Origin of the sequence: Hymenobacter rigui, from assembly GCF_003944715.1 — a bacterium.
Taxonomy (GTDB): Bacteria; Bacteroidota; Bacteroidia; order Cytophagales; family Hymenobacteraceae; genus Hymenobacter; species Hymenobacter rigui.
Map to the genome: position 1 here is coordinate 318,450 of NZ_RWIT01000005.1, position 13,637 is coordinate 332,086.

Below are 13,637 nucleotides of genomic sequence, written 5' to 3' on the forward strand. Positions count from 1 at the left end.
TACGCAGTTGCTTTGCTTTGGTATCCCGAACAGAATACCAAATGAGCTTTCACTAAACTACCTATTACTCACAAAAAAGGGAGCTACGACTGGCAGTTGCCAGTCATAGCTCCCTTTTGCTCAGTTTCAAAAATTACGCTACGCCCGAACCCGGCCGCACGGGGCTGCTGGGCTGCATGAGGCTGAGGACACCGTCGGCGTTTTCGGCCATCAGGAGCATGCCCTGGCTTTGGATACCTTTGATTTCGCGGGGGGCGAGGTTGAGCAGCACCTGCACCTGCTGGCCGATGAGGGCCTCGGGCAGGAAGTGCTCGGCAATGCCCGACACGATGGTGCGGGGCTCGTCGAAACCGAGGTCTACGCTGAGTTTGAGCAGCTTTTTGGTTTTGGCGACCTTCTCGGCGGCCACGATGGTGCCGATGCGCAGATCCATCTGCTGGAACTGCTCGAAGCTCACGTCCTCTTTCGCGGGGGCGGCTACGGCGGCGGCCAACTCGTTGGCTTTCTTAGTGTCGAGCAGCTTCTGCACCTGGGCTTCCACGGTGGCGTCCTCGATTTTGGTGAACAGCAGCGCGGCTTCGGCCAGCTGGTGGCCGGCGGGCAGGGCATCGGGGCGGCCGGCTTGGGACCAGGGGCCTTTCTCGGTGTTCAGCATCCGGCCCAGGCGGGCGGCGGCTTCGGGCAGGAAGGGCTCCAGCAGCGTGACCAGCGCGGCAGCCAGCTGCAACGATACGTGTAGCACGGTGCCGGTGCGGGCCTCATCGGTTTTGATGAGCTTCCAAGGCTCCTGATCGGCCAGGTACTTGTTGCCGAGGCGCGAGAGGTTCATCAGCTCGTTCAGGGCGTCGCGGAAGCGGTAGTTGTCAATCAGCTCCCCGATGCGGGCCGGGAACTCCTGCAGCTGGCGCAGCACGTCCTCGTCCTCGGTGGTGAAGCCCACGGCGGCGGGTACTTTACCTTCGAAGAACTTGTGAGTGAGCACCACGGCCCGGTTCACGAAGTTGCCGAGGTTGGCTACCAGTTCGTTGTTGTTGCGGGCCTGGAAGTCTTTCCAAGTGAAGTCGTTGTCCTTGGTTTCGGGGGCGTTGGCGCAGAGTACGTAGCGCAGCACGTCGGCCTGGCCGGGGAAATCCTGCAGGTACTCGTGCAGCCACACGGCCCAGTTGCGGCTCGTGCTGATTTTGTCGCCTTCCAGGTTCAGGAACTCGTTGGCAGGCACGTTATCGGGCAGGATGTAGTCGCCGTGGGCCTTGAGCATCGTGGGGAAGATGATGCAGTGGAACACGATGTTGTCCTTGCCGATGAAGTGCACCAGCTTGGTTTCGGGGTCTTTCCAGTAGGTTTCCCAGGTGTCGGGCAGCAGGTCCTTGGTGGCCGAAATGTAGCCGATGGGCGCATCAAACCACACGTACAGCACCTTGCCCTCAGCCCCGGCCACCGGCACGGGCACGCCCCAGTCCAGGTCGCGGGTTACGGCGCGCGGGTGCAGGCCCTGGTCAATCCAGGATTTGCACTGGCCGTACACGTTGGCTTTCCAGTCCTGTTTGTGGCCTTCCACAATCCACTCGCGCAGCCAGGGCTCGTACTGATCCAGGGGCAAATACCAGTGCTTGGTTTCGCGCAGCACGGGGTGGTTGCCGCTCAGCATGGAGCGGGGGTTGATCAGCTCGGTGGGGCTGAGGGAGGTGCCGCACTTCTCGCACTGATCGCCGTAGGCGTTTTCGTTGCCGCAGTTGGGGCAGGTACCCACGATGTAGCGGTCGGCCAGAAACTGGTCGGCCTTCTCATCATAGTACTGCTCGGAGGTCTGCTCAATGAACTTGCCTTCCTCGTAGAGCTTCCTGAAAAAGCCGCTGGCTACCTCGGCGTGCGTTTTAGAGGACGTGCGCGAGTAGATATCGAACGACACGCCGAACTCCTGGAACGAGTCGCGGATGATGGCGTGGTACTTATCGACTACTTGCTGGGGCGTGACGCCCTCCTTCTGGGCCCGGATGGTGATGGGTACGCCGTGCTCATCGGAGCCGCAGATGAATTTCACGTCGCGCTGCTGGGCGCGCAGGTAGCGCACGTAGATGTCGGCGGGCAGGTACACGCCAGCCAGGTGGCCGATGTGCACGGGGCCGTTGGCGTAGGGCAGCGCGGCCGTTACGGTGAAGCGCTTGGGAAGAGAGGACATATAATCAGGCAAAAAAACCGGGGTAAACGTCGCCGCAACCGGCAACGGGAGTGCAAAGGAACAAGGAATAAAGAGGAATTAGGCAGCCGGCCTATGCTAAACCGGTTACGGATGGCTGGTTGTTTCCCAGGACGAAGCCCGCCGGCCGTAAATCATAACATAGCTATCCTAAATTTCATCTAGTAATCCTTCTATATTTCGCCCACCTACCGCTGAGTTCTGCGTAGTACAGCTTACACCTCCCCTCCCATCTTCCTACCTATGAAAAAGACAGACCAAGAAAAGCAGGATAAAAAGGCCAGTAAGCAGCAGAACGCCGCCGCCAAAGCCCAACGCAAAGCCGCCAAAGCCGCGCAATCCACCACTACGGCCATCAAGGATTCGAAGGCCAGCAAGAAGTCAACGCAGAAAAAGGCGCTGAAAACAGCCGCCAAGCAGCTGCAGAAAGAGCTGGATGGCCGCATCAATGAAGTGGTAAAACGCATCCGGCAGGAAACAAAAGCCAAGCTCAAGGAAGTAGTAAAAGACGCCACCCGCCGTCTGGATACCGACATGGAACACCTGTTCGAGCAGGCCCTGCACACCATCGTCGGCCGCCATGAAGCCGGTACCCCCGCCGCCTCCGACAGCATCTCAACGGATTCTGCATCTGTATCATCGGCCGACAGCGGGGGTAGCGAAGTATCCCGGAGCGTAGCGGCACCTCGCAGCCGTGCAGCTGCCAAGCCCGCCCCGGTCCGGCCGGTAGCCACCAAACCGGCCGGCAAGCCTGCTGCGGCTGCCGCTAAGCCCGCTGCCCGCCCGGTCGCAAAGTCGCCGGCTCGCTCGGGGGTTAAGACGGTGGCACCCGCCACTACCTCAGCTTCCGGTACCGCATCAGAAGCTGCTCAATAGGCTTCGCTCTTACATACACCAACGCCCGGTTTCCGTCTAGAAACCGGGCGTTGTGCTTTTCGTCCTGGACCTAGCTTGATCTAACGCGGCAGCCGCAGGGTATCGGCGGGAGCACCGTTCACGCGACGCATGCGGGTTTCGGGCGTAGTGGTATTGTTGTCGTTGGTGTTGAGGGATTCGGGGCGCTTGCGGGAGTTGATGCCGCTGGCCTGCTCCCGGATGGGCACCCGGCCGGGCGTGGCATCGGGCACGGAGCCGCCGTAGCCGGCGTTGCTGTTGTAAGCCGCCTGCCGGTCGGCGTCGGTGACGATGCGGGTGGGCGGGCGCTGCACGGCAGCCTCCTCCCCTATCGTTTCGGAGGTAGTGCACGCGCCTAGCAGCAGCAGGGCCGGAATAACAAGCAACCGTTTCATAGCAAAAAACCAGGCAGCCCGTCCGGAGCGGACGGGCTGCCTGGTTTAACGAAAACCGGCAGCCGGAGTTGGCCCGCTACCCGTGAATCAGGTGTAAATCGGCCTGGATACCGTTCCAGAGGCCTACGCGGGCCTGCATACACTGAGCGGCCACCTCCAGGCTTTCCTGCCAGCGTTGCGCATCCTGGCCGCACAGGTCGCGTACCATTTGCTGAGCCAGGGGCGTGTGCACTTCCTCGTCCAGCTCAATGTGGCGGTTGAGGTAGTAGCTGAACGTATCCAGCTGGCCGGGAAAGCGGAAGTTGAGGTCGGCTACCAAGTGGCGGAACATATCGGGAATGACATCCTCGCGGCCGAAAGTGAAGGCAGCAGCTACGGCGTGGGGCTTGCCCGACTCAATAATGGCAAACGTACCCCGCACAAATTCCTGCACCGAAACCGGCGCATTGGCCTCTACCAGGGCATCAGCCACGGTGTGGCCGGCCGCCAGGGCCTCCAGCAGCCGCTCGATGGGGCCGGTATCGGCACCGCACTCCCGCATGGCGCGCAGGTACAGCTCGAAATGGCTGGCGGGACGGCCTTCGGGGTCCACGTCGGTTTCCTCTTCCAGCACAATATCGTTGATGAGACGGCGGGTGGCGGCGTTGCCGCGCGGCACCCACGGAATTTCCACGCAGGTAAGCTCCCGCTGCAGGGCCTTCAAGAGCGACATAAAATCCCACACGGCAAACACGTGGTGCTGCATAAATACGCGCAGATCATCAAGCGAGTGGAGCGACTGATACACGCTGTGCGCCACCAGCTGTTCCCGCACCGGGGCCAGGGCCTGCTGCAACTCGGCAATGGAATCTGAATGAACCTGGGTTGACATAAGCAAAGAGGGTAAAATGTACTGTGGAGCTTGCGCTCTGTTGCCACAACAAACGAAACGGCCCATTGGCTTGGATTGCCAATGGGCCATAATGCAAAATTAGGTATCAGTTAGTAGTTGTTAGTTGCTGGTTAGTAGTTGTCCGTTATTAGGCTATACTGACAACGGACAACTACTAACCAGCAACTAACAACTACTAACTTATTTCGCCTTTTCGAATATCATGCCGTCGGAGTCCATGCAGTAGCGCTGGCCGGTAGGCTTGGGGCCATCATCGAACACGTGGCCGAGGTGGCCGCCACATTTGGCGCAGACCAGCTCGTCGCGGCTCATGCCCAGACTGTTGTCGGCGGTTACTTTCAGGCTGTTTTCAGTAGCCGGAGCCCAGAAACTGGGCCAGCCGGTGCCCGATTCAAATTTGGTTTCCGAGGAAAAGAGCAGATTGTGGTCGGCGGCGCAGTAGTAGTTGCCCTTCTGATGATTGTCAAAATACTTATTGGCAAACGGCCGCTCAGTGCCCTGCTGCCGCAGAATAAAGTACTGCGCGGGCGTCAGCTGCGCCTTCCACTGGGCATCCGTCTTGCGCACCGGAAACTCGTCGGGCTTGCCGATTACTACTTTGGGTTTCGGGTAAGCCTTTGCCGCTGCCGACGGGCTGGTTACTGGCCGGGGCGAATCGGCCAGATCCATCTTGGCATCAGTTTTCTTTTGGGAGCAGGCGGAGTTCAGCGTCAGGGCCGAAAGCAGCACGATCAGAAGCGAGGAACGCATGAAACGGGACGGGATAAAGGAGGTTAAAAGAGGACGCTGGCCTATCGGTAGCAGCTGTTATCAGAACATACGCAACTCACGCACAGTTCGGTCTTACTGACTTAAATAGCCCATTACCTATACTGCCGGGAACCACAGCAGGCCAATAAGTTGTCTGATTTCTCACCCACCGTTTCTTCTTCATTCAGTAACAAGTATTTACTGCGCGCTTTTGCGCTAAACATTCCGTACCTTTGCGCCCGGAAAACCCTTTGTATGCAGAACATTCGCAATATCGCCATCATCGCCCACGTTGACCACGGCAAGACGACGCTCGTGGACAAGATCATTCACGCTTCCAAGCTGTTCGACGAGCACCAGCAGTTCGACGACCTGATTCTGGACAACAATGACCTGGAACGTGAGCGGGGCATCACCATCGTCTCCAAAAACGTATCGGTACGGTACAAAGACGTTAAAATCAACATCATCGACACCCCTGGTCACGCCGACTTCGGCGGTGAGGTAGAGCGGGTTCTGAAGATGGCCGACGGCGTACTGCTGCTCGTCGATGCTTTCGAAGGCGCCATGCCCCAGACGCGTTTCGTGCTGGGCAAAGCCATTGACCTGGGCCTGAAGCCCATCGTGGTGGTGAACAAGGTGGACAAGGAAAACTGCCGCCCCGACGAGGTGCACGAGCAGGTATTCGACCTGATGTTCAACCTGGGGGCTACCGAAGACCAGCTGGACTTCGTGACCCTGTACGGCTCCTCAAAGCAGGGCTGGATGAGCACCGACTGGAAAGTAAAAACCGACAGCATCATTCCGCTGCTCGACGCCGTGGTGGCTTCTATCCCGGCGGCTCCCCAGCTGGAAGGCACGCCCCAGATGCAGGTTACCTCGCTCGACTACTCGTCGTTCGTGGGCCGTATCGCCATTGGCCGTGTACACCGCGGTACGCTGAAAGAAGGCGCCAACATGAGCCTGATCAAGCGTGACGGCACCATCAAAAAAGTAAAAATCAAAGAGCTGCAGGTATTCGAAGGCCTGGGCCGCAACAAGGTTTCGGAGGTTAGCTCCGGCGAAATCTGCGCGGTAACCGGCATCGAAGGCTTCGACATCGGCGATACGCTGGCCGACGCTGAAAACCCCGAGGCACTGGCGGTAATCAGCATCGACGAGCCGACGATGAACATGCTGTTCACCATCAACAACTCGCCCTTCTTCGGTAAGGAAGGCAAGTTTGTGACCTCGCGTCACCTGCGTGACCGTCTGTTCAAGGAAACCGAGAAAAACCTGGCCCTGCGCGTGAAGGAAACCGACCGTGAGGACACCTTCCTGGTGTACGGCCGCGGTATTCTGCACTTGTCGGTACTCATCGAGACCATGCGTCGCGAAGGGTTCGAGCTGCAGGTAGGCCAGCCCCAGGTATTGTTCCGCGAGGACGAAGACGGCAACCGTCTGGAGCCCATCGAGCACCTGGTGGTAGACGTACCGGAGGAAACTGCCGGTAAGGTGATTGAGCTGGTGACGATGCGTAAAGGCGAGCTGACCATCATGGAGCCCAAGGGCGACCTGCAGCACCTGGAGTTCAACATTCCGGCCCGTGGCCTGATTGGCCTGCGTAACAACGTGCTGACCGCCACCGCTGGTGAGGCCATCATGAACCACCGCTTCTCAGCTTATGAGCCCTACAAAGGCGTAATCCCCGGCCGTATCTCCGGTTCGCTGATTTCGATGGACACCGGTGCCGGCACCGCATACACCATCGACAAGATGCAGGACCGTGGTGAGTTCTTCGTTGATCCGGGCGAAGAAGTGTACGCTGGCCAGGTTATCGGTGAGCACACCCGCCCCAACGACCTGACCATCAACATCCAGAAAGGCAAGAAACTCACCAACATGCGTGCCTCGGGTACGGATGACAACGTGAAAATCGTGCCCAAGCGTCAGTTCTCGCTGGAGGAAGCCATGGAATACATCCAGAAGGATGAGTACCTGGAAGTAACTCCGAAATCGGTGCGGATGCGCAAGATCTTGCTCGACGAGAACGAGCGTCTGCGTTCGGCCAAGAAGGCTGACTAACTCGCAGCAGATAGTTTTGTAAAAAAGGGAGCGGCCGGTGGCTGCTCCCTTTTTTTGTTTTAGTCATGGTTAGCACAGATGTGGGCTTTTACGGTTATGTATGACGCAACAGCTTTTCTCTGCCCGCTTATGCCCGAATCACCAATCTATTCGCCCGCCAGCATTCCACCCCGTTGGTCATTGATGCGCCAACGCTGGAGCAACCTGCTGTTTGCGCACTGGGCTGTGGAGCCGGCCATGCTGCGGCCCTATCTGCCGGAGCGGCTGGAGCTGGATTTGTTTGCGGGGCAGGCGTGGCTGGGCGTGGTACCGTTTACCATGAGCCATATCCGGCCGCTGGGGCTGCCGGCGGTGCCGGGCCTGAGCGCGCTGCACGAGCTGAACGTGCGCACCTATGCCCGCCTTGATGGAATACCGGGCGTATGGTTTTTGTCGCTGGATGCTACGCAGCCGCTGGGCGTATGGGCGGCCCGCACATTATTTCACCTGCCCTACCTGCACGCCCGCATGCAGCTTACCCGCCAGGGTAATGCATTGCACGCCACGGCTACACGCACGCACCGCGGCGAGGCCCCGGCTACGTTTGCCGCCACCTGGACGCCGGGCGCGGCATTGCCATTGGCGCAGCCTGGCTCATTAGCCTATTTCCTGACCGAGCGGTATCATCTGTACACGGCCGGCCACACGGTGCGGCCCGGTCAGCACGATGTGTCGCTCTGGCGGGGCCGGCTCTGGCACGAGCCGTGGCAACTGCGAGAAGCTACCCTGCAGCACTGGGAATCCACCCTAGTAGAAAGTCACGGCCTGCCCACGCCACAGGGCCCGCCGCTGCTGCACGCTGCCGACACGCTGGGCGTGTGGGTGGAAGAATTGCGGCGCGTTTGAGCGGTTACCGCTCTACCCGAAAATCAGCGTAACGCTGCACTGCTCCCGCGGCAACCTCTACCCTATCCACCCGGGCGGCGGGCGGGCCATGGTGGCACCACGCTTCCAGCTGCTGCAGGGCTTCCAGAGGGCCTTCTGCCTCAATGGTTACGGTATCGTCGGGGTTGTTGCGCACGGTGCCGGTAAGGCCAAGGCGGTAGGCTTCCTGCTGGGTGCTTTGGCGAAAGAAAACGCCTTGCACGCGGCCATGGACGCGGATGGTGCGGTGTTCAACGGGAGAGTTCATCGGATGATTTGCAGATGCCAGCGGCGCAGGGAGTCCGGCTGCCAGCGGGTGTTCCGGAACGGATTATCAGCGGAAAGCATACGCCCGGGCAAGCGTCGCCGTTGCAGCTGGTGGGTGGCGGCGTTATACTCATCAAGGTAAAGAGCGGGCGACGGGGCATCGGTGCGCTGACGCATGCTGTCCTGAATGATAATTCGGGTAGTGGTATCGGGGCTGAACAGGCGGGCCAAAGTGCGGCGGTCGGGGGCCAAGAAATAGGCCTCTACGGGGCCGCCATAAACGCTGCGTATTGAATCAGGCAGAGCAGGAAACACCATCGAAAAGCTGCGGAGTAGCTCAAGGTCGAAAAGGGTACCGGAAGTATCCGTACGCGGCACCCACACGGCCCGGTCGTCCGCCAGCAGGTGGAAAGTGGCCGTGTGGTCGACTTTCCCTTCAGTGCCGACCAGGTGAAACCGGGTACCGGCCGGGGTGAGTTGCAGCAGGTACACGGCCTGGGCACTGCCACCGTACGGAAAACAACGAAACCGCAGCAGCCACCGGGCCTGGTAGTGCCGCAGCGGCTGAATATCCTCCGCGCCGGGCTCTACCGAATCGGGGGAGCATAGGTTGCGCGGCGCCAGCAGCTTCCCCCGGTACCGCACCTCGAAGCCCAGCGTATCATAGGAGGTGAAAATAAACAGGTTGGTGGTTTTGCGCACGCGGTACCGCAGAACCAGCGGAGCATACTTGGACGCGTTTTCGGCCGTGAAATCGGAAGTAGAACACGCCCCGAACACCAGCACTACCAGCAGGCCACCCAGCAGCAGGCGGGCACGCCACGAGGCCGGGCGGAGAAAAACAGGCTTCAGCATAGCAATAGAATACAATGTGCCGGCAGACGGAGGCCAAGATACGCGGTAGCCGCCAGGCTACGCCGTTCTCAACCACCCCACCGAACCACCGGTTACCTTCGCCCCACCTTTCCCTTTCTCCGCCCATGCGCTATCTGCTCCGCAACTGCACTATCTACACCGGCTCAACTGTGCTGCCTCACCACACCTTGCTGGTGAAAGATGGTCTGATTGAAGCCGTACTGCCCGAAGTAGCCGCCCCTGCCGATATACCCACCGTGGATGCCCGGGGCCTGAACGTAGCGCCCGGCCTGCTGGATTTGCAGGTGTATGGGGCCGCAGGGCAGCTATTTTCGGTAACCCCCACATCGGAGGCATTGATCACCCTCACGCAGCATGCGTTCCGGCAGGGTACCACGGGCGTGCTGGCCACCATGCCCACTAACTCCCGGGACATGATGCGGCGGGCGCTGGAAGCCGGCCGGGAGTTTTGCCGGGAACAGCCGGGCCTGCTGGGCATTCACCTGGAGGGGCCATACATCAACCCGCTCAAGAAAGGCGCGCACCAGGCTGAGTTTATCCGAGAGCCCACGGTGGCCGAAGTGGAGGAGCTGCTGCAGCTGGGTGGCAGCATCCTGAAAATGATAACGCTGGCCCCCGAAATGGCCCCGGCGGCCGTGGTAACGCGTTTGCGGGAGGCCGATGTGGTACTGTCGGCGGGGCACTCCAACGCTACATACCAGCAGGCCACGGCAGGTTTCCGACAGGGTTTTTCGGCGGCCACGCACCTGTTCAATGCTATGTCGGCGCTACAGGGGCGGGAGCCGGGCCTGGTGGGGGCCGTGTACGATTCGGCCACGGCCTACGCCAGTATTATCGTGGATGGGGTACACTGCAGCTACGATGCCGTGCGCATCAGCCAGAAACTGCTGGGGGAGCGGCTGTTTCTGATTACCGATGCCGTGACCGACAGTGAGCAGGGCGCGTACCGGTTCCGGCGCGAGGGCAACCATTTTGTGGATGCCCAGGGCACGCTGGCCGGCTCGGCCCTGACGCTGCCGGACTCCATCCGCAACTGTGTGCAGCACGTGGGGCTACCGCTGGAAGAAGCCCTGCGTATGGCCTCCCTGTACCCGGCCCAGGTGCTGGGCCTCGACCACGAGCTTGGTTACCTCAACAGCTCGTACCGCGCCGATTTCTGGCTGTTTGACAACGACCTGACGCCTCGCGCCACGGCCCGTTCCGGAGAGTTGGTGTGGTGGTAGCTGCAGCAGCTTGACAAAGGAGCGGGTTCAGGTTATTTTTGCTGGTAGCCGGACCTGCGGCATCCTTTTTTTCGTTGCCGCTGCGCGTGCCGGGCTGCTTTCGGTGGCGGGTGCCGTATTGCCTAGTTATTGATTGCTATGGAATTCCCCCCTCCTGCCCCGCAGGCCGTTCACCCGACAGCCGATGCGCTGTTTTCTACCCTGTTTTCGATTTCGGTGGCGGGAGTGGTTATACTGCAGCCCATGTACGCCGCTGACCAGCGTACCATCACCGACTTTGCGTATGTCCGACTGAACCCGGCAGCCCAACAGTTGCTGAATTTGCCGGAGGCCCCGGCGGGCCTTACCCTGCGCCAGCGCTACCCTCACCCCGACCACACAGGCATATACCAGTTTTGCCACGATGCGTTTGTATCTGGCCAGTATCGTCAACGGGATGTACACTTCCAGCACAACGACCTAAGCACCTACCTCTGGGTGGCAGCGCAGCGCAGCGGCCCGTATCTGCTGGTCAGCATTGCCGACTCCGCCGACCTCAACGGACTGAGTACCTCCACGCCCCTGCGCCGGGCAATGGCACAGGAAATGCAGCGCCTGCAGTACAGCCCCGAGCAGCCGCATCAAAGCTACGAGGCCTTCATGCAGCAGCTGGCCGTTATCATCGTATTCAGCGGACCAAACCACATTTGCCGCTTCACCAACAACCAGTACAAAACTCTGGTAGGCGACCGGGTGCTGCTGGGCCACCCGGCGCGGGAAGTAGTGCCCGAAGCTGTAGCGCCTGCCTTTCTGGAATGGCTGGACGCCGTGTACACCAGCGGGCAACCGTTGGTAGTACCCGAAACCCTGGCTTGGCCAGCCACGGCGGCACCGGCTGCCGCAACGCCGTCGACATATTTTACGCTGTCATTGCAGCCTATGCGCAACCAGCAGGGCCAGGTAGATGGCGTTGCCGTATTCGCCTACGACATCACCCAGCAGCGCAATAGCCGCCTGCACCTGCACAATCTCAACTCGGAGCTGGCATCCCTGAATGTGGAGCTCTCGGCAGCGGGGCGGGAACTGGCCAACAGCCAACGGGAAATTCACCAGCTCAGCGCTTCGTTTGAGGAATGGCTGCAGCAGCGCACGCAGGGCCTGGAGGCGCGTAACTCCCTGCTCACCCACATGAATCAGGAGCTGGACTCCTTCGTGTACTCTGCCTCCCACGACCTACGTGCCCCTATTGCCAATCTGGAAGGGCTGCTGAACGAGGTAGACCGCACCGTTCCGGCCGACCACCCGCTCCGCCCCGAAATGCAACCCCTGCTCCGCATGATGCACGGGGCCGTGCAGCGCTTTCAGCAAACCATTGGTCACCTGACCGAGCTGTCAAGGGTACCACAGGAGGGCGAACTACCGAAAACACCCGTTGACCTTCATGCCGTGCTGGCTGACGTACAACTGGACCTGACCACTTTGCTGGCCGAAACCAACGCCCGCCTGATTGTGCAGGTAGATGACTGTGGTCCTATTCCGCTTTCACTGAAGCACCTGCGCAGCATTGTGTACAACCTGCTCAGCAATGCCCTCAAGTACCGTCACCCGGACCGCCCACCCGTTATCCGCGTTACCTGCGGGCAGATGGATGCAGCCGTTGAAATTCGAGTGCAGGATAACGGCCTGGGCCTGACAGCAGAGCAGCAGCAGCAGCTGTTCCGGCTGTTCCGGCGGCTGCACCATCACGTGGAAGGCTCGGGCGTAGGCTTGTTTCTGATTAAGCGGATGGTGGAGAATGCCGGCGGCCAGCTTACCGTGCAGAGCGAGGCCGGCGTGGGCTCTACTTTCAGCGTTATCCTTCCGACAGAGTAATTTCTCTGCTACCTTTAGGCTATGGAAAAATTATCCTGCGTCATTCTGGTCGACGACGACGATACCACTAACCACATCAACGAGTCGCTGATTCGGAGTCTGGGTATCACGGATTATATTTTTACGGCCAATGACGGGGTGCAGGCACTGGCGCTACTGGAGCAGCAGGTAGTGGTGCCTTCTGCCGCTCACCCGGTCCTGCTTCTGCTGGATATCACCATGCCCACTATGGATGGCATGGCCTTTCTGGAAGCGTATCAGCATCTGCCGGCCACTTCCCGCGACGCTATCCGGATTGTGGTACTGACCGTGAACATGACCTCGGCCAACCTGGCCCGGGTAGATGATTTGCCCGTAGCGGGCCTGGCCAGCAAACCCCTCACGGTCGAAAAAATGGATACCATTCTGCAACTCCATTTCCAGCGCAAGCTCGCCGACGGCTAACCGGCAGCTGCGTTACGCTTCGCGCTGCCGTACGGCTTCAAACGTGAGAATAGCCGTAGCGGTGCTCACGTTCAGAGAGTCGATAGCGCCGCGCATGGGAATGATGATGGTCTGGTCGCAGGCCTGCCGCAGCTCCGGCGTGAGGCCATCGGCTTCAGTGCCCATTACCAGCGCCGTAGGTCCCCGAAAATTGCAGGTGGTGTACGGAACAGCCAACTCTGTAAGCGCTGCCGCATAGGTCCGGATGCCGTGCTTGCGGCACCAGGCCAGCAGCTCCGCGCGGGTAGTGGCAATGGTAGGTACCGTGAATGAGCAGCCAATGCTGCTCCGGATGGCATTGGGGTTAAACAAATCGGTGCGGGGGTCGCACACAATTACGGCCGTGGCCTGGGCCGCATCAGCAGTGCGCAGAATGGCTCCCAGGTTACCGGGTTTTTCCACGGCCTCCAGCACCAGCAGCAGCGGCGCGGCGGGCAGCGGCAGTTGCTCCAGCGTCAGTACGGGCGGCTTCACCAGGGCCAGTACACCATCGGAGCCTTCCCGGTAGGCTACCTTTTCAAACACGGCCTTCGATACCTCGAACCACTCGGTGGCACTACCGGCCACCAGCTGCCGCAGCTCCTGCTGCCGCGCGGCACCGGCCAGATCAGGGCACACAAACAGGGCCGTAACCTCAATACCTGCGCCCCGGGCAATGGTCAGCTCACGCAGCCCTTCAATAATGGTGAGCCCCTGTGCCCGGCGCTCCGCTGACTTCTGCTGCAGTTTGAGCAGGTTTTTGATGCGTGGGTTCTGGGGCGAGGTAATGGGGTCGAAGAGAGGCATAACGGTAGCGGGCAGCCCGCTTGTATGGGTCGATTTGCGGGCAAAGATACAGAAGC

General features: G+C 60.2%; 13 protein-coding genes. 6 read left to right on the forward strand and 7 right to left on the reverse strand.

Annotation, left to right across the window (positions count from 1 at the left end; genetic code table 11):
* Positions 1-133: 133 nt before the first annotated feature.
* Positions 134-2,179, reverse strand: a complete 2,046-nt coding sequence (metG, locus tag EI291_RS12280; protein ID WP_125420259.1) for a methionine--tRNA ligase — start codon at positions 2,177-2,179, stop codon at positions 134-136.
* Positions 2,180-2,440: 261 nt separating this feature from the next.
* Here metG and EI291_RS12285 point away from each other — a divergent pair, with 261 nt between their 5' ends.
* Positions 2,441-3,073 carry a hypothetical protein gene (locus EI291_RS12285; RefSeq protein ID WP_170172618.1) on the forward strand — a complete coding sequence of 211 codons (633 nt, stop codon included), beginning with the start codon at positions 2,441-2,443 and terminating at the stop codon, positions 3,071-3,073.
* An 80-nt stretch (positions 3,074-3,153) separates the two neighbouring features.
* Here the strand turns inward: EI291_RS12285 and EI291_RS12290 are convergent, their stop codons facing one another.
* The 3 genes from EI291_RS12290 to msrB form a co-directional block, all read right to left on the reverse strand.
* On the reverse strand, positions 3,154-3,486 hold the full coding sequence (locus tag EI291_RS12290) for a hypothetical protein (protein ID WP_125420263.1): 333 nt from the start codon (positions 3,484-3,486) through the stop codon (positions 3,154-3,156).
* Between the two features lie 76 nt (positions 3,487-3,562).
* Positions 3,563-4,357: a DUF3050 domain-containing protein gene (locus EI291_RS12295; RefSeq protein WP_125420265.1), complete on the reverse strand. Its 795-nt coding sequence runs from the start codon at positions 4,355-4,357 to the stop codon at positions 3,563-3,565.
* Between the two features lie 201 nt (positions 4,358-4,558).
* Positions 4,559-5,128 carry a peptide-methionine (R)-S-oxide reductase MsrB gene (gene msrB / locus EI291_RS12300; RefSeq protein ID WP_125420267.1) on the reverse strand — a complete coding sequence of 190 codons (570 nt, stop codon included), beginning with the start codon at positions 5,126-5,128 and terminating at the stop codon, positions 4,559-4,561.
* A gap of 255 nt (positions 5,129-5,383) precedes the next feature.
* Between msrB and typA the strand changes: the two genes are divergently transcribed.
* Together typA and EI291_RS12310 are read left to right on the forward strand one after the other, a co-directional pair.
* Complete coding sequence (typA, locus tag EI291_RS12305) at positions 5,384-7,192, forward strand: translational GTPase TypA (protein ID WP_125420269.1); 1,809 nt, start codon at positions 5,384-5,386, stop codon at positions 7,190-7,192.
* 129 nt (positions 7,193-7,321) lie between these two features.
* Positions 7,322-8,077 carry a YqjF family protein gene (locus EI291_RS12310; protein WP_170172619.1) on the forward strand — a complete coding sequence of 252 codons (756 nt, stop codon included), beginning with the start codon at positions 7,322-7,324 and terminating at the stop codon, positions 8,075-8,077.
* A 4-nt stretch (positions 8,078-8,081) separates the two neighbouring features.
* On the opposite strand, the gene EI291_RS12315 is transcribed toward EI291_RS12310, so the two are convergent.
* Together EI291_RS12315 and EI291_RS12320 are read right to left on the reverse strand one after the other, a co-directional pair.
* The gene (locus EI291_RS12315; protein ID WP_125420273.1) at positions 8,082-8,363 is read right to left on the reverse strand and encodes an acylphosphatase; all 282 of its coding nucleotides are present in this window, start codon (positions 8,361-8,363) and stop codon (positions 8,082-8,084) included.
* The gene (locus EI291_RS12320; protein ID WP_125420275.1) at positions 8,360-9,217 is read right to left on the reverse strand and encodes a hypothetical protein; all 858 of its coding nucleotides are present in this window, start codon (positions 9,215-9,217) and stop codon (positions 8,360-8,362) included. Before EI291_RS12320 ends, EI291_RS12315 begins: the two co-directional genes overlap by 4 nt.
* Positions 9,218-9,342: 125 nt before the next feature.
* Here EI291_RS12320 and nagA point away from each other — a divergent pair, with 125 nt between their 5' ends.
* The 3 genes from nagA (at position 9,343) to EI291_RS12335 (ending at position 12,756) form a co-directional block, all read left to right on the forward strand.
* Positions 9,343-10,461 carry an N-acetylglucosamine-6-phosphate deacetylase gene (gene nagA / locus EI291_RS12325; RefSeq protein ID WP_170172620.1) on the forward strand — a complete coding sequence of 373 codons (1,119 nt, stop codon included), beginning with the start codon at positions 9,343-9,345 and terminating at the stop codon, positions 10,459-10,461.
* Positions 10,462-10,599: 138 nt separating this feature from the next.
* Complete coding sequence (locus EI291_RS12330; protein ID WP_125420279.1) at positions 10,600-12,312, forward strand: PAS domain-containing sensor histidine kinase; 1,713 nt, start codon at positions 10,600-10,602, stop codon at positions 12,310-12,312.
* Between the two features lie 21 nt (positions 12,313-12,333).
* Complete coding sequence (locus EI291_RS12335; RefSeq protein ID WP_125420281.1) at positions 12,334-12,756, forward strand: response regulator; 423 nt, start codon at positions 12,334-12,336, stop codon at positions 12,754-12,756.
* 12 nt (positions 12,757-12,768) lie between these two features.
* Here EI291_RS12335 and EI291_RS12340 read toward each other — a convergent pair whose 3' ends face one another.
* On the reverse strand, positions 12,769-13,581 hold the full coding sequence (locus EI291_RS12340) for a TrmH family RNA methyltransferase (protein ID WP_125420283.1): 813 nt from the start codon (positions 13,579-13,581) through the stop codon (positions 12,769-12,771).
* Positions 13,582-13,637 lie beyond the last annotated feature (56 nt).